Genomic DNA, 23,537 nt, shown 5'->3' on the forward strand with positions numbered 1-23,537 from the left:
CCTCAGGAGACCCTATGACCCTGCCCGCCAGGCGTCTGCCCGCACTGCTGCGGCGCGCGCGCCGCATCGCCCTGCCCCTGGCCGCCGCCGTCGCCGCCTCCCTCGTCCCCGCCGGCGCCGCCCAGGCCCACGACGCCACCGGCCCCACCCTCGTCCGCACCGACAACGGCTGGGTGCGCGGAGCGGCCACCGCCGAGGGGCGCCAGTTCCTCGGCATTCCGTACGCCGCAGCCCCCACCGGCCCGCTGCGCCTGCGCGCCCCGCAGCCCGCCTCCGACTGGGCGGGCGTCAGGGACGCCACCCGGTACGGCGCGTACTGCGCCCAGAACACGTACTGGGCTCCCGGCTTCGAGCAGCAGCGGACCACCGAGGACTGCCTCGACGTCAACGTCTACGCCCCGCCCGCCGGCCGTCACTCCAGCACCAAGCGTCCCGTCATGGTCTGGATCCACGGCGGCGGAAACGTCGGCGGCACCGCCCGCGACATCGTTCCCGACGCCTTCGCCCGCCGCACCGGCAGCATCGTCGTCACCCTCAACTACCGCCTCGGCGCTCTGGGCTTCCTCACCCTGCCCGGCGCCGGCGGCAACTTCGCCCTCCTCGACCAGCAGCAGGCCCTGCGCTGGGTCCGGACGAACATCGGCGCCTTCGGCGGCGACCCGGGCCGTGTCACCCTCGCCGGCGAGTCCGCGGGCGGCAGCGCCGTGTGCAACCAGCTCGCCTCCCCGGCGAGCCGCGGCCTCTACCGCGGCGCGATCATCATGAGCGGCACCTTCGGCAACTGCGCCGGGACCCCGCGCGAGCAGGCCGTCGCCTCCTCCCTCACCTTCGCCGCCGGACTCGGCTGTACGGAAGCGGCGACGGCCGCCGACTGTCTACGCGCGAAGAGCACCAAGGAGATCCTCGACGCGCAGGCCTCCACGCGCCGCTCCTGGGGCTACACGGTCGGCACCCCCCAGCTGCCCGTGCAGCCGGCCGACGCGTTCGCCTCGGGCCGCTCTTCCCGCGTCCCCGTGATGAACGGCGCCACCAGCAAGGAGGGGCTGGTCTTCGCGTACGACTCGTTCGACCGCTGGGGCAACCCCCTCACCGCCGACGCCTACCCGGCGGCCCTCTCCGCCTCCTTCGGCCCGGAGACCGGGGCGCGAGCGCTCGCCCGCTACCCGCTCACGGCGTACGAGCGCCCCGCGTACGCCTACGGCACGGCCTTCGGCGACCAGCTCTTCGCCTGCCCGGCCCTGGCCGTCGACCCGCTCCTCGCCAAGCGGGGCAAGGTGTACGCGTACGAGTTCGCCGACCGCACCTCGCCGCTGTTCGCCTCGCTCCCCCAGGACACGGACTTCGACTTCGGTGCCACGCATGCCGCCGAGCTGAACTACCTCTTCAAGCCGTACGGCATCGCCGCACCGTTCAACGCCGAACAGCGCGCGCTCGCCGACCAGATGACCGACTACTGGGGCTCGTTCGTCCACGGCACCCCGCCCCGGGCCCGCGGACAGCAGCCCATGCCGGAACACGGATCGCGGCCCGGCCAGGTGCTCCAACTCCGCACCGCGTCCGCCGGCGGCAACGCGCCCACCGGCACCCTGAGCGAGCAGCACAACTGCGACCTCTGGAACGCGTCACGCTGAGGCGACGACGACGGGGTGGGTGTCCGCGCGGACACCCACCCCGTCGTCGTCGATTCGGTTGTTCTGCCGTTCTGCCGTTCCGTGTACGCGGGCGGCGGCTACCTCGCCACCTCGGCCGGCACGCCCTGGTCGGACACCGGGCCCCGGGCCGGGGCCGTGTCGGGTACGGGGCCGGTGCCGGCGCCGCCGTCCCCTGCCTGCGACAGGGAGTGGGGCCGGGCCCGGGTGCGCAGGCCGAAGGCGCTGATGACGGTGGCGGCGAGCGCGGCGACCAGCGGCACGACCAGGGCCGCCCGGTAGCCCTCCAGGAGCGCCGCCGGGGACGTACCGTCCGTCGCGGCGATGTCGACGGCGGCGACGAAGGACAGGCCGAGCGCGGCGCCGAACTGGAACGACGTGTACAGCAGGCCGCCGGCCACCCCCTGTTCCTCCTCCGCGACGCCGTCGGTCGCCGCGATGGTGAGCGGCCCATAGGCCAGGGAGAAGGCCAGGCCCAGGATGATCAGGCTCGGGAACATCGCCAGGTACGTCCAGTCCGCGCTGACCGGCAGGAACAGGGCGTAGGCCAGGGCCGCCAGGAGCAGGCCGGCGAAGATCACCCGGGCGTTGCCGAACCGGGCCACGAGCCGGGGGGTCAGCGTCGGGGACAACACGGCGTCCACACCGATGACGATCAGGGCGAAACTGGTCTGCAGCGCCGACCAGCCGCGCAGCTCCTGCAGGTAGAGCACCGCGATGAACTGGAATCCGAAGAAGCCCGCCGCGAACAGCATGCCCGCCAGGTTCGCGCGGACCAGCGAACCGCTGCGGAAGATCCCCAGGCGTACCAGCGGCGAGGCCGACCTGCGCTCGATGGCGACGAACACGGCCAGGAGGGCCAGGCCTCCGGCGATCGTGGCCGCCGTCCAGGCCGCGGAGGCGTGCGCCGCGCGCTCGACACCGAAGACGAGGAGCAGGATCGCGCCGGTGACGGTGAGCGCGCCGGCCAGGTCCACACCCTGCCCTGCACGGTCCGGGCGCGGCGACTTCGGGATGAGGACGAGGGCCGCGACAAGGATGAGGAGCGTGAGGATCACCGGGGCGAAGAAGACCCAGCGCCAGTCGACGGCGGCGAGCAGACCACCCACGACCAGACCGACGGAGAAACCGCCGGCCGCGGTCCCGGAATACACCAGCAGGGCCTTGTTGCGCTGCGGGCCCTCCTCGAAACCGGTGGTGATGATGGACAGGCCCGCCGGAGTCATGAACGCGGCGGCGACGCCCGTCACGAACCGGGCGACGATCAGCATCCAGCCCTCCGTGGCGAACCCGCCCAAGCCGGAGAACAGCAGGAACACCACAAGCCACCCGATGAACATCCGGCGGCGCCCGAACAGATCCGCCGCCCGGCCGCCCAGCAGCATGAACCCGCCGTAACCCAGCACATAGGCGCTCATCACCCACTGAAGCATGCCCGTCGACATCCCCAGATCCTCACGGATCGACGGCAGCGCCACATTCAGCATGGCCACGTCGATGCCTTCGAGGAAGATCGCGCCGCACAACACGAACAGCACACCCCACGCGCGCCCGCTCATACGGCCCGTACCGCCGCCCGAGAACGAATCCACACTGGACACAGAAATCTCTCCTTGCACACAGAGGAACCAACGAAGACGACCGCCCGCACCCCTGACGCGGACGAGCGGAATCCTCTTGAGACACAGGCGAGAAAGGGCGAGGGAGGTCGTGAAGACCCGAACCGACCCGGTTACCTTTCGTCACCACAGGAATCATGCGACGCCCCGGGGAACCGGGGAAGAACGCACTTTGAAGTCACCCAGGCACCTCGGAGGAACCGCCCCCGCACGACGACACGCCTGGGCCGGAGAGCGCCGGAGCCGGGGCCGGAAAAAGATCGGGCGGCGATGTCGAGAAGCCGTGGCCCGCTCCGTCCCCGTAGTGAACACGGCCACAATGGGCCGCACCACACCGAGGAGAACCACCATGGCCAAGTACCTGCTTCTCAAGCACTACCGCGGCGCCCCGGCCTCCGCCAACGACGTCCCCATGGACCAGTGGACTCCGCAGGAGATCACCGACCACATCCAGTACATGCAAGACTTCGCCGCCCGGCTCGAGAAGACCGGCGAGTTCATCGACGGCCAGGCCCTCGCCCCCGAAGGAACCTTCGTCCGCTACGACGGCGAAGGCCGCCCGCCGGTCACCGACGGACCGTTCGCCGAGACCAAGGACCTCATCGCCGGCTGGATGGTCATCGACGTCGACACGTACGAACGCGCCCTCGAACTCGCCGGAGAACTCTCCGCCGCCCCCGGTGCCGGCGGCAAGCCCATCCACGAATGGCTCGAAGTGCGCCCGTTCCTCACCTCGCCCCCCACCATCACCGAGTGACGTCCTCCATGAACGACGCCCTGCTGCGCACCCTCACGCCGAGCGTCCTCACCGTCCTCGTCCGCCGCGGAGCCGACTTCGCGGCGGCCGAGGACGCCGTACAGGACGCCCTCATCGAAGCCGTCCGCCTCTGGCCCGACCAACCACCACACGACCCCAAGGGTTGGCTCGTCACCGTCGCCTGGCGCAAATTCCTCGACGTCACCCGCGCGGACACCGCCCGCCGCAGGCGCGAGGAACGCCTCGACCAGCAACCCCCGGCCGGGCCCGCGGCCGACGCCGACGACACGCTCCAGCTCTACTTCCTGTGCGCCCACCCCGCCCTCACCCCCTCGTCCGCCGTCGCGCTCACCCTGCGCGCCGTCGGCGGACTGACGACCCGGCAGATCGCCCAGGCCTACCTCGTCCCCGAAACGACCATGGCGCAGCGCATCAGCCGCGCCAAACGCACCGTCTCCGGCGTCCGCCTCGACCGGCCCGGCGACGTCGCCACCGTGCTACGCGTCCTCTACCTCGTCTTCAACGAGGGCTACTCCGGCGACATCGACCTCGCCGCCGAGGCCATCCGCCTCACCCGCCAACTCGCGACCACCATCGACCACCCCGAGGTCGCGGGACTCCTCGCCCTCATGCTCCTTCACCACGCCCGGCACACGGCCCGCACCACACCCGACGGCAGCCTCATCCCCCTCGCCGAGCAGGACCGCAGCCGATGGGACACCACCGCCATCGCCGAAGGCATCTCCATCCTGCAAGCCGCCCTCGCCCGCGACCGGCTCGGCGAGTACCAGGCCCAAGCGGCGATCGCCGCACTCCACGCCGACGCCCCGACCACCGAGGAAACCGACTGGGTCCAGATCGTCGAGTGGTACGACGAACTCATCCGCCTCACGGACAACCCCATCGCCCATCTCAACCGCGCCATCGCCATCGGCGAAGCGGACGGACCCCACGCCGGCCTCACCGCGCTCGCAGCCCTGGACCCCGCACTCCCCCGCCACACCGCCGCAACCGCCTATCTCCACGAACGAGCCGGCGACCACGCCACCGCCGCGCGCCTGTACGCGGAAGCCGCCCACCACGCACCCAACCTGCCCGAACGCAACCACCTCACCCAGCAGGCCGCCCGACTCAACAACCACCCACACCCCTAGGTGCTGTCCGGCGGATCATGCGATTCGAGGCACCGGCAGACCCGTGCCTCGCCCTCGACCGCCTTGCCCCCCCTAGAGCTGGTCTCCCCTGCCGGCCGGTTCCGGAGGATGCGGCCCGCCACCGTCCTTGATGTCCTGCTCGCAGGATCGTCCGACGTAGGACTGGTCATTGGGGATCAACAGCACGCCGGCAACCTGCTCGGGGTGCTCGACGGAGAGCCAGTCGTCGCCCGTCAGGGCACCGTCCGGCCCGAACGCCTGAGACGAATAGACCGTCTGGCACCCCAGCGCCACACGCTCCTTGTCGACCGCGCAGGCGTCCACCGCAGGGCCGGAACTCTCGTCGGCGCCGTCGAAGCGGTAGTGGAAGTGGACCCGGTCACCTTGGGAGGGCACCTGCGGGTGGGGCTCAAGGCGCCAGTCGACGACCTCGGCGGTGACGCCGAGAGGCCGCCCGGACGTGTCCTCGACCTGCACCCTGACACCGGCCTCACCGCGCTCCGCCGTCGTGTCGGTGCACAAGAGGGAAGAGCAGCCGGTCAGGGCGAGAATCACCAGAGCCAACGGGGCACCGGCAAGTACCCGTGCGGCGGGGAACACTGAGACGACCTCCGGTCGGGGTGGCGTCGGAGCAGTTTATCCCGGGGCCGGCGGACTCGGACCGCCCTCCTCGTCGAACAGACCCACCCGCCAGACCCACCCGCCGCGCACGACACAGAGGGGCCCCGCGGACGTCGTGGTCCGCGGGGCCCCTCCTGTCGCGCGCGGCGGCTGTACCCGAGCGCTACGGGATGCCGGGCTGTGTGCCGCCTGATGTCGCCAGGCTGAACGCGTCCTGGTCGATGACGCGTTCCTCGCCGTAGAACTTGCCCAGCAGACTGCCGCTGTGCGAGTTCTGCTTCGCGTCGATCATGCAGACGCTGTATCCGTCCGGGCCGGTGGTGATCGTCAGATCCTTGACGTTGCAGTTGGCGTGAACGGTGCGGCCCAGATCGGGATGGGCCGCTGCGCCTTCGTTGCTGGACGCGAACGGGTATTCGTCGCAGGACCGGCCCGCCAGGCGTCGGGCGTCAGCGACCGGGCCCTTGCGGGGGCAGGACTGCTGACGGTTGATGTCCCGCTTGGACTTGTCGGCCTGCCGGTGAAGAGGCCTGCCGGCCGAACCGGGAAGACCGGATGCGATCGCCTCGGCGACGTGCCAGGTCTGTTCGGGGGTGACGGACGTCAGCTTGAACTCGGGCTTCGCCCCGTAGAACACGCACCCCTGACGGAACTTCCCGTTGGACAGCTTCATCGTGGAATCGCACCGAACGGTGGCGACTCGGATGTTGCCCCACCGCGTGCCGGGGATGATGTCGGGGTCCAGGTTCCCGAAGTTCCACTCGATGTTGACGACCGGGTACTTCAGCGCCTGGTCGGCCATCGCCTGTTGCTTCCACTTCACGACGATGACTTTCGACTGGCCCGATTTGATCAGCGACCCGTCGTCGGCTCCGTCGACGCTGTACGACCCGGCAGGCGTGTTGTTGTACGTGAGCTTGTACCGGAACGTGGGCTTGCCCGTCTTCCCCGTCAGGCCGTGGAAGTCGACGCGGAACTCCTGCTGGAACTCGCCCGACTTGTGTGACGTCAGGACACCGGTCTTCACGGTGAAGGGGATCGACCCGGTCTCGGTGCCCCTGGTCATCACATCGACGGCCAGGTCCTTCCAGATCATGCACGCGTGCTTACGCTCCATACGCCACTGCCCGTCCCACGGCTTGTCGAGGCACAGCGGGGAGATGAACGTCCCCTGCGTATCGGGGCCGTCGATGATCGGATCGTCCGGCGGGTCCTCGTCGGAGACCGGCGTCGTGTGCATGCAGGACTCGCCCGCGACGCAGGGCTCCAGCGAGCCGGGCCCCTCCTGGATCACCGGCCCGCCGACACCTTCGGTGTTGGCGTCGACGGCGAAGTCCCCCCACGTCACCGGGACCTCGTCGCCCACGATCGGGTCCGCGTCCCCGTCGTCGGGGTCGACGGCCGCGACCGGATCGGTCGGGAACCCCATCGTCCCGAACTGGAAGTCCTGATCCCACGACGATCCACGCGGCTGCTGGTCCGCGACCGGATACCCGTACGGGCCCTTCTCGTAGCCGGACAGCTCCCACTTGGTCAGCAGCCCGCCGCTGACCGGGTGCGCCCCGTACGCGGCAGTCCAGTAGATCATTCCGTGCTCGAACCTGGCGCCGCTGCCGATCCCGTCCGGCGTGGCGAACTCGTCGGATGTGGGGTAGCCCAGGTAGCCGGCCTCCCATCCGGCTTCGGCCCACTTGTCGCGGATCGCGCCGCGCACGGCGTACGCCTCGTTCAGCTTCCAGTAGATGTCACCGGATGCGAAGTGCTGCCGGCGTCCGACACCGTCGGGGTTCACGATCTCGTCCGATGTGGGGTAGCCGATCGGTCCGGCCTCCCAGCCGTTACGGGCCCACGCCGCGAAGAAGTGGTTGACGACCGGGTGCGCGCCGCCCTGCGGGGACCAGTAGATCGGCCCGTTGATGAACTCGGTGCGTTTGCCGACCCCGTCGGGGTTCGTCAGCTCGTTGGAGTTCGGGAACGACAGGAAGCTGCTCGGGCCGCCGAGCTCGTTGTACTTGTCGCGGATCGCGCCACAGACTTCGTAGGGGGCAGGCCAGTACACCTGGCACCCGTCCGTGGCGCGGGCCTCCATCGTCTCCGCCTTGTCGGCCTGCGCCTTGCTGAACCCCTTGGGCAACCGGTCGCTGTCGGACCGCATCTGTCCCGGGGTGATCGTGGCGTGCGGCCGTAACGTCGGCTTCCACCTCTGTGCCTCCGGGCTGCCGCTGTCGGCGGTCGCGGCGGTCGTCGTCGCGGTGATCAGCAGCGCCGACGCCAGGGCAGCGGCTGCGGCTCTCAACAGGGGCACCGTACGGGCTGGTCGTCTTCTTCTTGTCATCCCACCAGTAGCAAGATGAACGGTCCCGATGGCAAGGCCCGGTGCCCGTGTCGCCGAGGATGGGCGGGAGGTCTTCCCGGACCGATGAGTAGCATGATCGATCATCGATCAAATGGCTCACGGACTTCCACGCGGACCCCGAACGGCCCGCCAAGGTCGCCGCCAACATCCCCATGGGCCGGGCCGGGCAGCCCGAGGAGGTCGCCGGCGCCGTCTCCTGGCTCCTGTCCACTGACGCCGCCTACACGACCGGCGCGGTTCTGCGCGTCGCCGGGGGCATGTAGCGAGGGTGACGACGAGGACTGGTCCTGGGGGCGCCGTGGGTGGCGTAGTGTTGAGCCTACCGACGCGGGGTGGAGCAGCTCGGTAGCTCGCTGGGCTCATAACCCAGAGGTCGCAGGTTCAAATCCTGTCCCCGCTACTGAAGTGACATGAGGCCCGGATCCTGTGGATCCGGGCCTCATGCGTGCTCCCGCCGGCCGAGGGCAGGAGCCGGAAACACGGCGCGGGCGCCCGTGCAGCGAGGCCGCGGTTCTGGAGCTGCGGTCTCGCTGCACGGATGCCTGGGTGTGTCGCGGCGCTAGCCGATGGTGAGGAAGGTGTTCCAGTCGTCCTCGTCGCGGCCGCTGGCGTCGCCGAGCCATTGAGTGGTGCCGCCGCGCATCAGGTACTGGTGGCCGATCGAGTTCACGGCCCAGATGTCGGCGACGCCGTCTCCGTTGGCGTCGGGCGTGCCCAGCACCATGGGGATGGTTGCCCGTGCCCTGACCACGGACATGTACGACCCGGTCGCACGTTTCTCAGGGTCCGAGGACGGCCATGTCCGGCGGGCGAGCACGCAGGTGAACACGACGGATGCGCTTCTCACCGTGGACGGGCGGTGGCTGGACGTGTCCACGGATGTCTGGCAGGAGCAGTCCGAGAACCACGGCAAGGGGTACTTCGGGTTCGCCGACGCCTATCTGCTCGGTCTGCCCGGCGACTGCCTGCTGAGCAGAGTGCGCTTCCGCTGTTGACCGCCCGCGTCGGCAGGCCGGCTCGCGGGCTGTTACGCGCCCGGAGCCCGATACCGGATGTGCTCGGCTCTGCGCAGAGCATCCAGCGTTTCATCGACGCTCAGGAGAACGGTCGTCTCGAACGAGCTGAGCGCGCCGCCTCCGCTGATCGCCAGCGCGACCGCGGCCATCGACACGTTGTCCGGCGCTTCCCAGAGGTTGTAGCCGTCGTGCGTGCCGAAGGCGTACCAGAAGCCGTGCAGCTTCCCGCCGACGGACTCGATGTACGCCTCAGCGGCCTGTGCTCGGTCCTCAGGGTGGCCGATCAGCCTCGCCCACGTCTCCGGCGTGTAGCTGAACCTCGACAGATAGAGCGGCATCGTGTCTCTCTTTCGTTTCGTCGACGATGCCCGCGCCGGGTGGGAGGACGGCCCGGCCGGAACGTGGTTCCCCCGAACGGCCGGGGACGTTGACCGCCATGGCCCACAGTCCTTCTGCTCTCGTCAGGGCAGGATCTCGACGTACCCGTCGGTTCCGTGCACGCGGATCCGCTGCCCGTCCCGGATCAGCCGGGTGGCCTGTTCCACGCCCACGACGGCCGGCAGGCCGTACTCCCGGGCGATCACCGCGCCATGCGTCATCAGGCCGCCCACTTCCGTCACCAGGCCCGCGATGCCGACGAACAGCGGCGACCAGCTGGGGTCCGTGAAGGTCGTGACCAGGATGTCGCCCGCTTCGAGATCGGCATCGGCCATGTCAAGGACGACGCGGGCCCTTCCCTCGACGGTCCCGGCGGAGACCGGTAGGCCGGCCAGAGCGCCGGCCGGCACGTCGTCGCGCCGGTACGCCCCGGTGACGGCCTCGCCATCCGATGTGAGCACCCGCGGAGGTGTGAGCGCGTGGTACGACCGGAACGCGTCCTTGCGCTGCTGGATGAGCCGGCCGTCCACCTGGTGCGAGCGCACGACGTCGTGGAGCTCCTGGAACGTGAGGTAGAAGATGTCCTCCTTCTCAGGAATCACGTCGGCCTGCACAAGGCGCTCGGCCTCCTCCAGCAGGGCCTGCTTGTAGACGAAGTAGCGGCTGACGATGCCGTACTTCGGGTACTCCCGGTACCCGATGAAGGTTCTCACCCGGTCGATCATCCGCTTGGCCTCGTCGGCCTTCCGGTCACCGTCCGGCAGGGCCCGCAAGCGGGACAGCACGTCCTGTTCCTTCTTCCGCGCCTTCTGCCGGCCTTGCTCGAAGCGCCGCCCGGCGGCACCCGGCTCGAAGTTCCTGACGTTGTCGAGGATGACGGGCACGATCGTGGCGGGGTGCTCGCGCCAACGGGGCCTCGTGATGTCGATCTCGCCGACACAGCGCATGCCGTACCGATCGAGGTAGGCCTCAATGGCGTCGCGCGCTTCGGTCCCGCCGTCGAGCTTCGCCAGCTCGTCCAGGAAGCCTTCGTCCTCGACGCCGCCCTGCAGGAACGCCACCACCTCCGGCCGCGGACGGATCACGTCGGCTACGTCGAGCAGCGCCAGTCCCATCTCCGACGTGATGTTGTCGGGGGCGGACAGCGTCAGGGTGTCAGCCGCGTTCTTCTCGCCGAGCCACTCCCGCAGCTTGTCGTTGAGCCACCACGTGGCCTCCATCCCCGCCATGATCGCCTGAAAGCTCAGCGGATCGCCGAGGACCCGCTTGTGCTCCTCGAAGGCCTCCAGCAGGAAGTCGAACAGCGCCGGTCCGCTCTTCGTCCGGATGTCCCGCTCCAAGGCGGCGATGGACACCCGGCTGCGCTCGATCAGCGCGGTGACGACGGCCGGATCGGTCTCGATCGGGGCGGGCGCACCGCCGGCCGGTGGCCCGCCGGGACCCGCGTCCGGGAGGGACGGGACGAAGTCGTCGCGGTCGAGGACGGTCTCCAGAGCATCCCTGACCAGCGGATCTCCCCTCCCTATGACGTCCAGGAGGCCGGCACGGCTCGCGGGCGAGGCCAGGCGCCGGGTGACATCCACGAACAGCCTCCCGCCCGCCTCGTGCATCGGCACCATGGCCGTCAGCTGCCACATGGAGAACCCCAGGGGCCTCATGGGGTCGGTCATCATCTGCTGATGGCCGACGGAGACGTAGACGTGATTCTCCTGCCCGCCGGTCTCGGGGGCGGGTGTGGGGACGGGGAACAGCGTGGTGATCGGCCGACTCTGAACGATCTGGAAGTCGTCGTCGACCAGGCACCATTCGATGTCCTGCGGGCGTCCGAAGTGCGCCTCGATCCGTCGCCCGAGCTGCACGAGCCGCACGGCCTGGGAGTCCGTGAGGGCCGGCTCCTCCTGCCGCTGCGAGTCGATCGCCACTTCCCGCGTACCGCCGGTCGGCAGGGCGTGAACGGCACGCTGCTTGGCGGAGATCGCCTTGGCGACGACCTGGCCGTCCCGCACCTTGAAGTGGTCCGGGTTCACCAGGCCGGAGACCAGGGCCTCGCCGAGGCCGAAGCCCGCGTCCACGGTGGCGACCTTGCGGTTGCCCGTGACGGGGTCGGCTGTGAACAGGACGCCGGCCGCGTGCGGGAAGACCATCCGCTGCACGACCACGGCCATGTGGACCGTACGGTGATCGATGCCGTTCCGCCGGCGGTAGGTCACGGCCCGCTCGGTGAACAGCGATGCCCAGCAGCGGCTGACGTGCCGGAGGATCGCCGTCGGCCCCACGATGTTCAGGTACGTGTCCTGCTGGCCGGCGAAGGAAGCCGTCGGCAGGTCCTCCGCCGTCGCGCTGGATCGGACGGCGCAGGCGGCTTGCTCGCCGAGCCGGGCGAGCTCGCGGGTGATCGCCGACACGAGATCGCCCGGGATGACAGTCCCCTCGATGGTCAGACGAATCTGCGCGCTGAGCGCGCGGATCGCCTCCCGGTCCTCCGGGTTCACGCGCGACAACTGATCGAGTCGTTCGTCGATCGACGGCGCTTCCGCCATGATCCGCCGGAAGGCGTCCGTCGTCACGCAGAACCCACCCGGCACGCGGATGCCGTCGATCTTCGACAGCTCGCCCAGGTGCGCGCCCTTGCCGCCGACAAGCGCGACCTGCGTCTCGTCGACCTCCTGGAGATCCCACACGTACTGATCGGTCATCGTGATCCCTCCAAGACAGCCGTGCTCCGTCGTACTGCGGTGGCCGATCGATTCACCGACGCCTCCCACTCCATCGCACCATCCCTGGTCGCCTTCCCTCCGACGAGTCGCCTGCCCGCTCGTCCCCAGTCGTGCGGCGCGCACCCCGCACCTCCGCACCGGGCACCCACGAACCGCACCGCCGGTCCCACCACTGATTCGACGTCACCGAGTCCCCGATACGTCGACAACGACACACGCACGTCGGGCCCTCATCTCCGCAGGCTGTGGCATCGGCCGACCATTCTGCGCCATGCTCCTCATCGCCGTCGCCCCCCGATGCGTTTCTCCTGATGGCCACAGCACCCCGGCCCTCACCGCATACCGATGCCGAACTAACCTTCGCACCATGGCTTTGCGACCTGACGAGTTCTACGACCACGCACGCACCGCCGCGGATGGCGAGCGCCGGCTCCCTCTCGCCCGCATGACAGGCTGGGACATCAGCCCGTTCGAACCCGACGGACTGCGCGTCGCACCACTGCGCCCTCCGGTCTTGCCCGAGCCTCCGCGGCACGGCGAGGACCCGGCGAACTGCGAGTCATGCCGCGCACGCGGCGACGGGATCTGGTTCAACGACAATTGGCGCCTCACCCGGATCACGGGAGTCGGTGTGCCCCTGGTGCTCATGCTGCACCCGATCGAGCACTACGACATGGCCGACCTCCCCGATGAGCTCGCGGCCGAGCTCGGGGTCCTGTCCACCCACATCGTCCGCCACGTACAGGCCCTGCCACACATCTCGCGGGCCCACGTCTACCGCATCGGAGACGGAGGCGCGCACCTGCACATCTGGTTCTTCGCCCGACCCGAAGGACAGACCCAGCTCTACGGATCGTGGATGCCCGTCTGGGACGACCTCCTCCCGGAATACCCGGCAGAAATCGCCGAGGCAGACGCCGCGATCGTGGCAGACGCCTTGATCACCTCCATCGGAGGCCGCCGCTCCGCCTCCGACGACACACCACACCACTGACCTGCCGGCCGACTCAGCCTTATGCATCGGCTCACCGACGAGGAGCAGTGAGCCAACACCGCTTCCGCGCCTCACGCGACAAGCCGGCAGTGACGCCGGTCGGGTCTTCGGTTGGGGATCATGGCCGGGTGATACGTCGCCACGGGATCGTGTGGCAGTTCCGGACCGGGATGGCCTGGCGGGACGTGCCCGATCGGTTCGGCTCCTGGGCCACGCTCCACACCCGCTTCCGCCAGTGGGCCAAGGACGACACCTTCGAGGGCATGCTCAGAGCCGCCCAGGCCGAGGCCGACGCGACCGGTGACATCGAGGGGCTGGTGTCGGTCGACTCCACGATCGTCCGAGCCGACCAGCACGCGGCCGGGTCCCTGGGCAGCCCTGGACCCGGCCGAACGGCGCCGGTGATCCTCGCCAGGAACGCCCGGCGCAGGGGCGCGTACTCGGGTGCGGTGTTGACCGCCTCCTGATCTCGGGCGGGACGAGGGTCCGTTCCAGGTTCTCGTTGTGGGCGTCGGCCACGGGGTCGGTGTCGCACGACCCCGCGTCGGGGGCGTCGACGTTCAGGGCCTCCGTCTTCACGTCGAGCGGCGCTTTGAGGATGTGAACTTCTGCGGGTCCAGTGCCAGCCAGGTCCGCAGATCCGCGCCGAAGTGGCACGCGGGACAGCGCGCACGGTCGGAGAATCCCCCGACGGCCTTGCCCAGGAGCGTGTCGGCCTCTTCGGCGGACAGACCGAGTTGCCGCAGGAACGGCCGCAGGATCCTCTCGTAGATCAAGGCCTCCGAATGCACTCCGGCCTCGTCGTACGCCCCCTCCGCACGGCTCACCGGAACGTTGACCGCGGTGAGTTCAAGGACGGTTCGGTCCGGCGACATCCCCGGGCGCTCGAACAGCGCTTCCTTGCCCGCGTGACGCCTCACACCCGCTCGCCGTGCCGAGTCACCGCCGGCGCCCCTCCGGCACCAGCCGTCCGGCGCCGCCGCAGCGGCTGCGCCGCCCTGTCCCTGACGAGGAACAGATGCAGCGCCAGCGGGAACAGGAGGAGAGGCAGGGCCGCCCACATCAGCCGCGGCAGACGCAACTGCCCCAACGGCGTGAAAGAGTCGGCCCGATAGCCGAGGGTCACGTACGCGTCGTCCCCGACGGCCTGGGTGTCCAGGAAGGCCAGAGTCGGGTCGTTGTCGTCTCCGGGCTTGTAGAAACCGCCGAGCCGGTAGTAATGCCCGTAACGGTCCCTGCCCTCCGGGCTGAAGTGGACGGTGACGACCTGATCCTGGGCGAAGGCGGGGGACGACCCGTGCTGCGCCTCGTTCCACGTGATGACGCACCCCATCCCCTCGCCCGCCACGCAGTGGGAGGGCAACGGCATGCGCACGGGTTGCCCGAAGCGCATGGCGTAGCCCGGCGAGTCGTACACGGAGTGTGCGATCGCGCCGAACACGGCGACCAGTACGGCGACGGCGACCGGCACCACCGTGAGCGTCACCTGTGCCCGGACCAGGGCCAGGACGGACGTGGTGGCCACACCTGCCGCGGCGACGGCGAGCAGGATCCACCCCGTCGCGTACGGCGGCGGTCCGGTGACGAAGGCGGCGACGCTCAGACACGCCGCTGCCAGCGTCAGCGCGCCCGACGCGTGCACCGCCAGCAGCAGACCGCGTGCGCCCTTGCGGTACCGCAGGACCGGTACCGCCGCCGCCATCAGCACCGGAAGGGTGGCGACCGCCCGGACATGGCCATCGTTCGGCCCCGGGTCGGCCACCGCCAGTTCCACCAGCACAATGGCCACGACGACGGCGAGGGCGACGCAGCAGCCCAGGGTCGCCTCCCCGTCCCAGCCGTCGCGCGTGTCCGCCGTGTCCTTGTCCAGAGTGACGCGCTTGACGTCCGTGGCGGATCCGCCGCCCCGGGGCGGGCTCGCTTCCGGTCTCGTGTCCCCGACCCCCCAGCCGGCGATCAGGCCCGCGAAGGGCACGCCCACCACAGCTGTGACGACCGCCGCGAAGATGCCCTGCCCCAGCGTCATGTGTGCCCTCCGAACTCGCATGGGTGGTCGGTGGACCAACGAGGTTCACTGGCCGACAGTCACACGAACAGCGGTGTCCGCCATGCCCGGGACCCGCGGACCTCGTCCGGCGCGTACCCCTGAGTACAGAGCCAAGCGTCCTCAGGTCATGACGGCCGCCCCCCGAACTGCCAGTTGTGCACCTCGATGTCGGCGTACCGGTCCGGCGTCAGGATCGCGCGTGCCGCGTGCGGGTCCGGCGCCCGGACCAGTGCCGCCGTGCCCAGCCAGGTGGCGCCGCTGTCGGACAGCAGCGGCCCGTAGGCGATCAGCTCGTCCCGGTCTGACGGCACCGTGAGGTCGGCGGCCTGCTCCGCATCGAGACCGAGACCGATCACCAGGTAGCGGTTGCCGCCGGTCCGGCCACCAGGGAAGTCCCACATGGTGCACCCCAGCAGGTTGCGCCACCGCCGTATCAGCACGTCCCGGTAGATGCCGGCCTGATAGCCGGGCTCGTCGAAGGCGAACGCACGGGCGGCGGCGGGATCGGGCAGGTCGAGGATGTGCACGCTGCCGGTGAGCGTGTCGCCGTCGTCGCCGAAGGTCGGGCCTCGGGCGATCATCTCCTTCGCGTACCGGTCCATGTAGGACCAGTGCTCTTCCACCAGCTCGTAGCGCAGCGACAAGGATCCGGGCCGGTCTCGGTGGTAACAGAGGAATTCCATGCGCATAGGGTCCCTCCAAGGAGGAGCCCAGGGCGAGCGGGTTTCACTGCGATCGCCCATCGGCACGCTCGCCCGGAAGCACACGCGCCGACTCCGCTTGGCGGCCGGCGGTCTTCTCCTCACACGGCCCCGTGGCCCCTCCGCCCGGAGCATCCCTCAGCGGACGCCCCCCCAGAGGAGCCGTTCCCGTGCGCGCGGGTCGGGGACGGCGGTGGGGGTCGTGGTGAAGGTCATCGTCGTGCGGGTCGTCTTGTCGTACGCCTCCCAGCCGGGGTCGCCCGTCTTGGCGAAGGAGATCCAGGCGCCGTGCATGGCGTCCGCGAGGGCCTGGGGTGGGCGGTCGCCGAGCAGGGGCGCGTACGACGGGTCGTGGAGGCGGTCGAAGACGAAGGGCAGTTCGAGGGCGTGGCAGGCGCCGAGGGTGCCGTCGAACCGGGGGGAGCGCCAGGCGAATTCGTAGAGGTGGGACCCGGGTACGGCCTCGGCCAGGCGGATGGCGGGGATCCGGTAGAACCAGTCGGTCGCGACCGCGTCGAGGAGTTCGCCCGGGGTGGCGTCGGGGCGGGTGTCCCGGTAGACGGGGAGGGCCTCGCCGGGGTCGAGGCCGTAGGCCGCGGTCATGGCGCGGAGCGAGGATTCCGGGAAGGCCTGGAGGCGCCGCGTCGGGACGAGGAAAAGGCGGTACTCCTCGCGGTTGCTGCCGATGAGGAGGTCGACGTCGCAGTCCGGGCCGGGGAGGGTGAGGCCCGGCCGGACCGGCTCGAAGGGCATCATGTTGAGCACCGCCTCGCCCCACCGCGCCGGGTCTGGATCGGCACTCACCGCGGTACGCAACTCCCCTTGGGCTGCGAGGAGTTCCGGCAGCGGAACGGCCTCGAAAGCCGCCGGGGTCGGCTCGATGCCCAGTCGCTCCGCCAGGCGGGCCGCGATCAGCCGGGCCGATGCCGGGCGCAGGTAGTGGTGGCAGGCTCCGCTCTGGAGGACGGCCCGCCGGAACAGGCCTCGGGCGGCTTCCGTGGTCAGCAGCGTGCCGATGCTCATCGCACCCGCCGACTCGCCGAAGACGGTCACCCTGTCCGGGTCGCCGCCGAAGGAGGCGATGTTCTCGCGGATCCACCGGAGTGCGGCGATCTGGTCGAGCAGGCCCCGGTTGTCGGGGCGGTCGGGCAGGTGCAGGAAACCGTCCGATCCCAGGCGGTAGTTGACGTTGACGCAGACGACGCCGTCGCGTGCGAAGGCGCTCCCGTCGTACCCGGACGCCGAGCCCGAGCCGTTGGTGAACGCGCCTCCGTGCAGCCAGACCATCACGGGGAGGGCGGCTCCCGGCTCCGGGGCGGGGGTCCGGATGTCGAGGTTCAGACAGTCCTCGCCCGGGATGTGGTTCTCCGGGATGAGGGCGTCGAAGGGCGGGGCGTAGGGGGCGTGCGGCGCCGTCGGCCCGTGGGTCGTGGCGTCGCGTACGCCGGTCCAGGGGTCGGGCGGGGCCGGCGCCCGGAAGCGCAGGGCGCCGAAAGGCGGAGCGGCGTACGGGATGCCGAGGAAGGAGGTCACCCCGTCGGGGGAGGTCCGGCCGCGGACCTCCCCCTGCCGCGTACGGCAGGCCGTCATGCCGACAGGACCTCGACGAGTGCCTTGCCGAACTCCTCGGGGCGTTCGAGGTGGACGGTGTGTCCGGCGTCGGCCACGGCGACCTCCCGCACCGCGCCGCCCGCCGCCGCGTAGCGGTCGAGGAGGTGACGCGTCTGCGCCACCATCGGCTGGGCCGGCGTGCCGTCCCAGCCGGGCACGGCGCCGACCGCGCCCAGGTGCGCCAGGTCGAACATCGAGGTGTCCGAGACGATGACGTCGTCCTCGCCCCGGATCCACAGGACCGGCGGCTTCGGGTCGATCAGGTGCAGGTCGTCGACACGGAAGTGGGTCGGGGCGAGGCAGTTGAGCACGCCTCGGGTGCCGGGGGCGATCCCGGGCCAGGCGGTGGACGTCGTGCTGTCGCCCGGGTAGTGGTCGTCGCCGAGGCGGGTGGTGAGCATGGACTCGACGTAGGCGTCCTCGTGCTCGGGCTCGAAGCGGAGCGGCGGCTTGACGTAGCAGGCTGCCAGGACGGAGCGCGGCGAGAGCGGTGAGTCCTCGCCTCGGTCGCCCTCGGCGAGCAGCCGGACGAAGTCCGGGTTGGCCGTGCCGCCGCCCGATCCCGCCCCGTCCTCGGAGTTGAGGGTGCCGTCCGCTCCGTGCGTGCCGCCGAAGCCGTACGGGGAGACCGGGTTGACCAGGGTCAGGGAGCGCACCGCGGCCGGGTGGTCGCGCAGGAACTGTGTGACCACCCCGCCGCCCATGGACCAGCCGACCAGGTGGGCGCGGTCGATGTCGAGGGCGGCGAGCAGCTCGGCGAGGTCGTCGGCGTAGTCCCGCAGGCCGCGCGTGGCGTCGACGGGGAGCGGGTCGGTGCCGCCGAAGCCGCGCAGGTCGACGGCGATGGCGCGGTAGGAGTCCGGCAGCGCGGCCAGGGTGGTGTGCCAGAACGGGGAGGACGAGACGTTGCCGTGGACGAAGACGACCGGTTCGCCCTCGGCGCGGGTCTCGGTGATCTGCTGGGTCAGTCTGCCGGTGGCGACACGGCGGGTGTGGAGCGTGGTCATGTACGGGTCCTTCTCGCGGGTTCTGGTCGCGGGGGCTGGTCGCCGGTTCTGGTCGCCGGTCGTTCAGGAGAGCCAGGTGGCGACCTGGGCGGCGGCCGAGCTGTGCCAGCCGAGTTCGAGGTGGTTGGCGGTGGCGACGGTGGCCTTGCCGCCGACGGTGGGGATGCCCGTGGTGTCGAGCGCGCTGGAGATGAAGACGACGCCGTCGCTGGGTCCGCGGTTCTCGTTGAAGATGCCGACGATGTCGGCGGATCCGCCGGCCAGCAGGTACGTGGTGACGGAGGCAGGCACCCCGGCGGCGTGCAGCGGGGCGATCAGGGATCCGGCGTCGATGGCGGCCTGGATGCCGGTGCCGGCGGTGTAGAAGCCCTGGCCGCCGTAGTAGGTCGTGTACCAGTCCTGGGCGGCGCCGTCGACTCCGTACGTCCCGTCCCAGCGGGCGAGCATCTGGCGCTGGCCGGGGTAGTTGTCCTGTCCGCCGGACGGGGTCATCGAGAACTCGGGGTGTGCGGTGTACAGGCCGTAGCAGGTCATGTGGGAATGCGGCGAGGGCGCGTTGACCTTGCCTCCGCACTCGGGCCAGATGGAGAAGTCGTGGGCCCAGCCGTGGGCGTACGGGTAGTCGTAGCCACCGTTCGGGCCGCCGATGGTGACGAGCCGGCGCACGTCACCGGCGTACGCGCGTCCCCAGCTCGGCTTGAGCGACGACACGTACGCGCGGGTCGACATCTCGCCCTTGCTCCAGCCGACGAGGTCCACCGTGGCGACGCCCAGCTTCGCCTTGATCGCGGCGATCGCGTCGCCGACGATCTGCGCCTGCATCAGGTTGTCGCCCTGTTTGTGCGCGAAGCCGACGGCGAACACGCGGTGGCCGCGCTGGGAGAGGTACTGCATGAGTCCGGTGGACGGGCAGGAGACGGCGCCGCAGCCGTACCCGCCCGATTCGCCGGGGTTGGCCCAGGCGCGGTCCGCGGTGTCGTTGGCGCCGTGCACGAGGAGCACGGGTGTGGTGACGCTGCCGGTGTTCCAGCCGGGGGCCGAGTAGAGCAGGAACCGGCCCGAGGACGGCCGGGAGACTCCGCCGAAGTACGTGACGCGCTTGCCGTCCTGGTCGCCGCGGCCGTCCGCGGGGAAGCCCTCGGTGCGGAATCCGGTGGTCGTGTCGAGGTAGCGCTCGACGCGCTCCCAGCCGTTGGTGACGGTCCCGGCCCCGTAGCTCGCCTCAAGGGTGAGGTACGGGGGCGGGGGGGCGGTCGTCGCGCCGCTCGCGGCGGCGGGTGGCGCCACCACGGCCGCCGCGACGACTCCCACCACAGCGATCACGCGGGCGGCGCGCAGTCGCCACCGGCTCCCAGGACTCCGTCTGTCGGCCATGTTCCGGCCTTTCCCGCTCGTGCGCTCATGGCGCGTCCGCCCGATGGCCGTCCCGGCACCGGGTCCGCACACGGTAGGCGGACCCCCACCCACGGGGCATGTGGGTGAGCCACACAAAGGGAACCGTCCAGGTGGTGCCAGGCACTCAGCAGTTGGGGATCACGGTGCCGTTGTTGTCCCTGGCCTGATCGTTGCCCCACCGCGAGAGGTAGAACGCGGACACCCACTGACCACCCGGCCCGACATCGGGATCGGTCTTCAGCCACCAGTGATTGAAGGAGTCACCACTGCGCACCTCACGACCCCAGGCCTTGCAGTACACGTAACTCGTCCCCTGATACAGGCTCCCCGTCGCCGTGACGCTGGAGGGCGAGGCGTACACCGACGCGTTGGCGAAGGTGTCGACCCAGGGCAGTCCCGGGGTCGGGTCGGGGGTCGGCTCGGGATCGGGCTCGGGCGCCGGCGGAGTGGTCGAGCCGCCGCCCGCGTACAGCCGGATCGCACCGTAGTAGTCGCTGTGCGAGGAGAGGGCGACCACGCGCACGTAGCCCCCGGAGTAGGGCGCTTCCACGATGTAGCCCTGGCCGAGGTAGAGGGCGACGTGGTGGATCGTGGACGCCGTCCCGCCGAAGAACACCACGTCACCGGGGAGCAGGGGGGGCCGTGCCGTCGGCCCGGTAGAAGCGGGCCACCGCGCGGCTGCTGGTCCACTGGGTGCGCGAGGGCCCATCTCGGGAGCTGGTTTACGCGTAGACAATGGACGGCCCTCAGGAGTGAACTGCCGTCAGAGGCAAGGGATTGATGGAAGGCGTCGGCCCTCGCATTCGGCCTCACACGAGCACAAGACCCCGGAGTGGATCTCTTCCTTTCCGGATCCACGGACGAGCAACCGACGCTTATCGGCCAGCACTTGCCCGCCCCGACATGGCCCTGCCACGCACCCTGGCGCCCCGAACCATGGGGCCTCACCACATACGCCGATGGCCACAGCGCGTCCCTACGTTCACAGGGCACTTAGCCTGCCGTTCAACGTCCGACGTCGAACGGCATCTCGAACCATGAAGATGTGATGATGTCGACCATGGCTATCGATTCAGTGGTTGTGCGGCAGCGTGTCGAGGATCTGGATGCGGCTGTGCCCTTCTACGAGAAGTTGACTGGAAGCACCGCTTCGCGGTTCGCCTTTGCCGGCGTCACCCTGGCAAGCGTCGGTCCCTTCCTCCTGTTCGCCGGACCTGACGAGGCAGTGCAGCGAGTGGCGGGTGTGGCGGCGACTCTCGTCGTCGCCGACCTGGGTGCCGCGGTCGAGGAGGCGCGGGCAGAGGGAGCCGAGATCGTGATGCCCATTCAGCCCACTCCGAACGGCCGCCGCGCAGTGCTGCGGCACCCGCACGGCGGGGTCTTCGAGTACGTCGGTGGCAGCCTGGAGGACTGAACGAAGGGGGCAGGGCCTGCCATGTCGATCGGATCTGGCCCCCGTGGCGGTACCTGCCTCCCGACTTCACTCCGTGGAAACCGTCTACGGGTACCTCGCTGCCTGTCTGCCAACCTGCCCTTCGACCGGGCCGCGATCACCCCCGAGGCCGTCTCTCTCCCCCCCCTGCGTCGCCATCGTCGACGCCAGCGCCCGTCTGCCCCAACCAGCGCCGTCGCCACACTGCGAGCGGGCAGCCTCGGCGCCTTCGGAATCCGGCTCGCCCGCCTGACCGGCGCGGCACGGCACGGCACGGCACGGCACGGCACGGCACGGCACGGCACGGCACGGCACCAATCATCGTGATCGCTCTGTGAGCAGGACGGCCGGCGATCACAAGCTCGTCCAGCGCGACACATCTCCAGCGGCGTTTCGGCCACACCCGGCATCGGCAAGAGCCCCTGTCCCACATGGATCGGTGCACACCACACGAACGCGCTTTCGCCTGGTTCTGGGGTTCGAATGACGTCCGAATCAGGCGTGCTCGAGACACAGCCCCCGGTCGTTGAGCCACCGACACATCAACTCGACCACCCGGAGGGCCCGATGCATCCCCGGCCCCCAGTCGCCCCTACACGCCCAGGTCAACCATCCCAGGTCCGCCTCGATGGCGCCCCAAACGGCCGGCTACAGAGGTCGGGAGCACAGTGCGTCGGATACGACGTGGGAGCCATGACCGGCACAGCGCGCCCCCAACCGGCCGTCGAGGAGGACGCGTCGGACTCGGAAGGGCCCACGGAGTTCCGTCCGCGCGCCATCCCACCTTGTTCCAAGGAGGACGATCGTCATGACCGCTGATCTGTCCAGCCTCACCGCCGAGTCCAGCAGTCGGCGTGCCGCCCTGGTTGAGCGCCTCGAAACCGAAGGGGTGCTCACCGACCCGCGCGTGCGTGAAGCCCTGCTGCGGGTCCGCAGGGAGGTTCTCCTGCCGCACGCGTATCTCCGGGTCAGCGGCCCGGCGGCGGATCCGATCGACTGGCGGCTGCTCGATGGCTCCCACCCCGACGACCGGGAGGAGTGGCTCGACCTCGTCCACGAAGGCGACTCCGTCCTCCTCCAGCGTGACGGAGAACCCCTCGACGCCCTCGGGCGCGGGCCGGTGACCGGTGGCCACATGACGTCGATGTCGAGCGGGCTCCCGCTTACCGTCGAAGGGCTGCAGACACTGCAACTCGCAGCCGCGCAAAGGTTCCTGGACCTCGGCACCGGGTCGGGGATCTCACTCGCGCTCGCCGCGACGATCACCGGACCCGGCTGCGCCACCGGCGTCGAACGGGACCCGCACATGGCCGTGTTCACCCAGCGGAACCTGGATCGGCTCGCGTTCGGCGTCCAGGTCGTGACCGGTGACGCGCTCGACGGGCACCCGGCCTCGGCTCCGTACGACCGCGTTCACTCCGGCTTCGGGGTCCCCTGCGTCCCGCCGGCGTGGGTCGAGCAGCTCGCCCCTGGTGGACGTCTGTTGACGACGCTCACCACCGTGACGCCCAGCTGGCCCGGGCAACTGCTCATCACCCTCACACCGCAAGGCCGGATCGAGGCCGTTCTGAGGGGCGGCGTACGCGGCACCCGGCCCCTGCTCGGCTACCAGTGGCTCACCGCCGTCCACCACCGGTCCCGGATCGACGCCGATCCCGGCCGACCGCGCGCCACTCGGCTGGCGCCGCCGGATCGGACGTCGCACGGTTTCTGGCTCGCGGCCTCGCACCTCGCGCCCGGCCTGATGTGGGACATCCGCGACGAGACGATGCGGATCGTCGCCCCCGACGACGACTCCTGGGCCGTGCCCGGCCCCGAGGAAGGAACGGTCCGCGTGCACGGGCCGCGGGATGTGTGGGCCGAATTGGAAGCCCTCCACGACCGCTGGGAGCGGGCCGGCCGCCCGGACACCTATCGGGTCGACATTCCCGGCGGCGGAGGGCCTCAGCACGTCACCTCCGGCGTCGGTCCCTCCGCGCTGGAATGGGCGCTGCCACCGCTGGCAGCTCTCCCCCGCCAGGCCGCCTCCACCGCGCCCCCGCATCAGTCGGCCAGCGAACTGTGAACCGGGACGAAGTCAAGG

21 protein-coding genes, 1 tRNA gene and 1 pseudogene are annotated in these 23,537 nt (G+C 70.4%); 10 read left to right on the forward strand and 13 right to left on the reverse strand.

From position 1 onward, the window contains the following. Window positions 1-14 precede the first annotated feature (14 nt). Window positions 15-1,631, forward strand: coding sequence for a carboxylesterase/lipase family protein (locus ACZ6K0_RS34215; protein WP_469230557.1), 1,617 nt, complete (start codon window positions 15-17; stop codon window positions 1,629-1,631). Window positions 1,632-1,729: 98 nt separating this feature from the next. Here ACZ6K0_RS34215 and ACZ6K0_RS34220 read toward each other — a convergent pair whose 3' ends face one another. Further along, window positions 1,730-3,208 carry an MFS transporter gene (locus ACZ6K0_RS34220; protein WP_469230634.1) on the reverse strand — a complete coding sequence of 493 codons (1,479 nt, stop codon included), beginning with the start codon at window positions 3,206-3,208 and terminating at the stop codon, window positions 1,730-1,732. 409 nt (window positions 3,209-3,617) lie between these two features. Between ACZ6K0_RS34220 and ACZ6K0_RS34225 the strand changes: the two genes are divergently transcribed. Together ACZ6K0_RS34225 and ACZ6K0_RS34230 are read left to right on the forward strand one after the other, a co-directional pair. Further along, the gene (locus ACZ6K0_RS34225) at window positions 3,618-4,025 is read left to right on the forward strand and encodes a YciI family protein (RefSeq protein WP_376411758.1); all 408 of its coding nucleotides are present in this window, start codon (window positions 3,618-3,620) and stop codon (window positions 4,023-4,025) included. 8 nt (window positions 4,026-4,033) lie between these two features. After that, entirely contained in the window at window positions 4,034-5,179 is a 1,146-nt protein-coding gene (locus ACZ6K0_RS34230) for an RNA polymerase sigma factor (RefSeq protein WP_469230632.1), read from the forward strand. 72 nt (window positions 5,180-5,251) lie between these two features. Here the strand turns inward: ACZ6K0_RS34230 and ACZ6K0_RS34235 are convergent, their stop codons facing one another. Together ACZ6K0_RS34235 and ACZ6K0_RS34240 are read right to left on the reverse strand one after the other, a co-directional pair. After that, window positions 5,252-5,779 carry a hypothetical protein gene (locus ACZ6K0_RS34235; RefSeq protein ID WP_469230555.1) on the reverse strand — a complete coding sequence of 176 codons (528 nt, stop codon included), beginning with the start codon at window positions 5,777-5,779 and terminating at the stop codon, window positions 5,252-5,254. Window positions 5,780-5,963: 184 nt separating this feature from the next. Then, on the reverse strand, window positions 5,964-8,096 hold the full coding sequence (locus tag ACZ6K0_RS34240; protein WP_469230553.1) for a NucA/NucB deoxyribonuclease domain-containing protein: 2,133 nt from the start codon (window positions 8,094-8,096) through the stop codon (window positions 5,964-5,966). Window positions 8,097-8,254: 158 nt separating this feature from the next. Between ACZ6K0_RS34240 and ACZ6K0_RS34245 the strand changes: the two are divergent. Both ACZ6K0_RS34245 and ACZ6K0_RS34250 read left to right on the forward strand, forming a co-directional pair. Further along, window positions 8,255-8,419 (forward strand): annotated as a pseudogene (locus ACZ6K0_RS34245) (SDR family oxidoreductase); the annotation flags it as partial. A 63-nt stretch (window positions 8,420-8,482) separates the two neighbouring features. Further along, window positions 8,483-8,556 (forward strand) — tRNA-Met (locus tag ACZ6K0_RS34250). A gap of 159 nt (window positions 8,557-8,715) precedes the next feature. Here the strand turns inward: ACZ6K0_RS34250 and ACZ6K0_RS34255 are convergent. Continuing rightward, window positions 8,716-8,877, reverse strand: a complete 162-nt coding sequence (locus ACZ6K0_RS34255) for a hypothetical protein (protein ID WP_469230551.1) — start codon at window positions 8,875-8,877, stop codon at window positions 8,716-8,718. A gap of 100 nt (window positions 8,878-8,977) precedes the next feature. Here ACZ6K0_RS34255 and ACZ6K0_RS34260 point away from each other — a divergent pair, with 100 nt between their 5' ends. Then, window positions 8,978-9,151 carry a hypothetical protein gene (locus ACZ6K0_RS34260; protein WP_469230549.1) on the forward strand — a complete coding sequence of 58 codons (174 nt, stop codon included), beginning with the start codon at window positions 8,978-8,980 and terminating at the stop codon, window positions 9,149-9,151. 32 nt (window positions 9,152-9,183) lie between these two features. Here the strand turns inward: ACZ6K0_RS34260 and ACZ6K0_RS34265 are convergent, their stop codons facing one another. Beyond that, the gene (locus ACZ6K0_RS34265; protein ID WP_376411749.1) at window positions 9,184-9,510 is read right to left on the reverse strand and encodes a GYD domain-containing protein; all 327 of its coding nucleotides are present in this window, start codon (window positions 9,508-9,510) and stop codon (window positions 9,184-9,186) included. Between the two features lie 123 nt (window positions 9,511-9,633). Next, window positions 9,634-12,246, reverse strand: a complete 2,613-nt coding sequence (gene rph, locus ACZ6K0_RS34270) for a rifamycin-inactivating phosphotransferase (protein ID WP_469230547.1) — start codon at window positions 12,244-12,246, stop codon at window positions 9,634-9,636. Between the two features lie 388 nt (window positions 12,247-12,634). Here rph and ACZ6K0_RS34275 point away from each other — a divergent pair, with 388 nt between their 5' ends. Continuing rightward, a complete protein-coding gene (locus ACZ6K0_RS34275; protein WP_469230545.1) occupies window positions 12,635-13,261 on the forward strand; it encodes a hypothetical protein in 627 nt (208 codons plus the stop codon). Window positions 13,262-13,389: 128 nt separating this feature from the next. After that, on the forward strand, window positions 13,390-13,728 hold the full coding sequence (locus tag ACZ6K0_RS34280; protein ID WP_469230543.1) for a transposase: 339 nt from the start codon (window positions 13,390-13,392) through the stop codon (window positions 13,726-13,728). Between the two features lie 108 nt (window positions 13,729-13,836). On the opposite strand, the gene ACZ6K0_RS34285 is transcribed toward ACZ6K0_RS34280, so the two are convergent. The 7 genes from ACZ6K0_RS34285 to ACZ6K0_RS34315 form a co-directional block, all read right to left on the reverse strand. Further along, complete coding sequence (locus ACZ6K0_RS34285) at window positions 13,837-14,181, reverse strand: hypothetical protein (protein WP_469230541.1); 345 nt, start codon at window positions 14,179-14,181, stop codon at window positions 13,837-13,839. Further along, window positions 14,178-15,287, reverse strand: a complete 1,110-nt coding sequence (locus ACZ6K0_RS34290) for a hypothetical protein (protein WP_469230539.1) — start codon at window positions 15,285-15,287, stop codon at window positions 14,178-14,180. Before ACZ6K0_RS34290 ends, ACZ6K0_RS34285 begins: the two co-directional genes overlap by 4 nt. Before the next feature lie 146 nt (window positions 15,288-15,433). Next, window positions 15,434-15,991, reverse strand: a complete 558-nt coding sequence (locus ACZ6K0_RS34295; protein WP_469230537.1) for a YciI family protein — start codon at window positions 15,989-15,991, stop codon at window positions 15,434-15,436. Window positions 15,992-16,147: 156 nt separating this feature from the next. Beyond that, complete coding sequence (locus ACZ6K0_RS34300; RefSeq protein WP_469230536.1) at window positions 16,148-17,599, reverse strand: carboxylesterase/lipase family protein; 1,452 nt, start codon at window positions 17,597-17,599, stop codon at window positions 16,148-16,150. Continuing rightward, window positions 17,596-18,627, reverse strand: a complete 1,032-nt coding sequence (locus ACZ6K0_RS34305; RefSeq protein WP_469230527.1) for an alpha/beta hydrolase — start codon at window positions 18,625-18,627, stop codon at window positions 17,596-17,598. The genes ACZ6K0_RS34300 and ACZ6K0_RS34305 overlap by 4 nt, the downstream gene beginning before the upstream one ends. Before the next feature lie 63 nt (window positions 18,628-18,690). Next, window positions 18,691-20,001, reverse strand: coding sequence for an esterase/lipase family protein (locus ACZ6K0_RS34310; RefSeq protein ID WP_469230525.1), 1,311 nt, complete (start codon window positions 19,999-20,001; stop codon window positions 18,691-18,693). 145 nt (window positions 20,002-20,146) lie between these two features. Next, window positions 20,147-20,731: an NlpC/P60 family protein gene (locus ACZ6K0_RS34315; protein ID WP_469230524.1), complete on the reverse strand. Its 585-nt coding sequence runs from the start codon at window positions 20,729-20,731 to the stop codon at window positions 20,147-20,149. A 351-nt stretch (window positions 20,732-21,082) separates the two neighbouring features. Between ACZ6K0_RS34315 and ACZ6K0_RS34320 the strand changes: the two genes are divergently transcribed. Both ACZ6K0_RS34320 and ACZ6K0_RS34325 read left to right on the forward strand, forming a co-directional pair. Continuing rightward, window positions 21,083-21,436: a VOC family protein gene (locus ACZ6K0_RS34320; RefSeq protein ID WP_469230522.1), complete on the forward strand. Its 354-nt coding sequence runs from the start codon at window positions 21,083-21,085 to the stop codon at window positions 21,434-21,436. A gap of 826 nt (window positions 21,437-22,262) precedes the next feature. Next, window positions 22,263-23,519 carry a methyltransferase domain-containing protein gene (locus ACZ6K0_RS34325; RefSeq protein WP_469230520.1) on the forward strand — a complete coding sequence of 419 codons (1,257 nt, stop codon included), beginning with the start codon at window positions 22,263-22,265 and terminating at the stop codon, window positions 23,517-23,519. Window positions 23,520-23,537 lie beyond the last annotated feature (18 nt).

It is taken from the genome of Streptomyces sp. NPDC042346 (assembly GCF_055581845.1).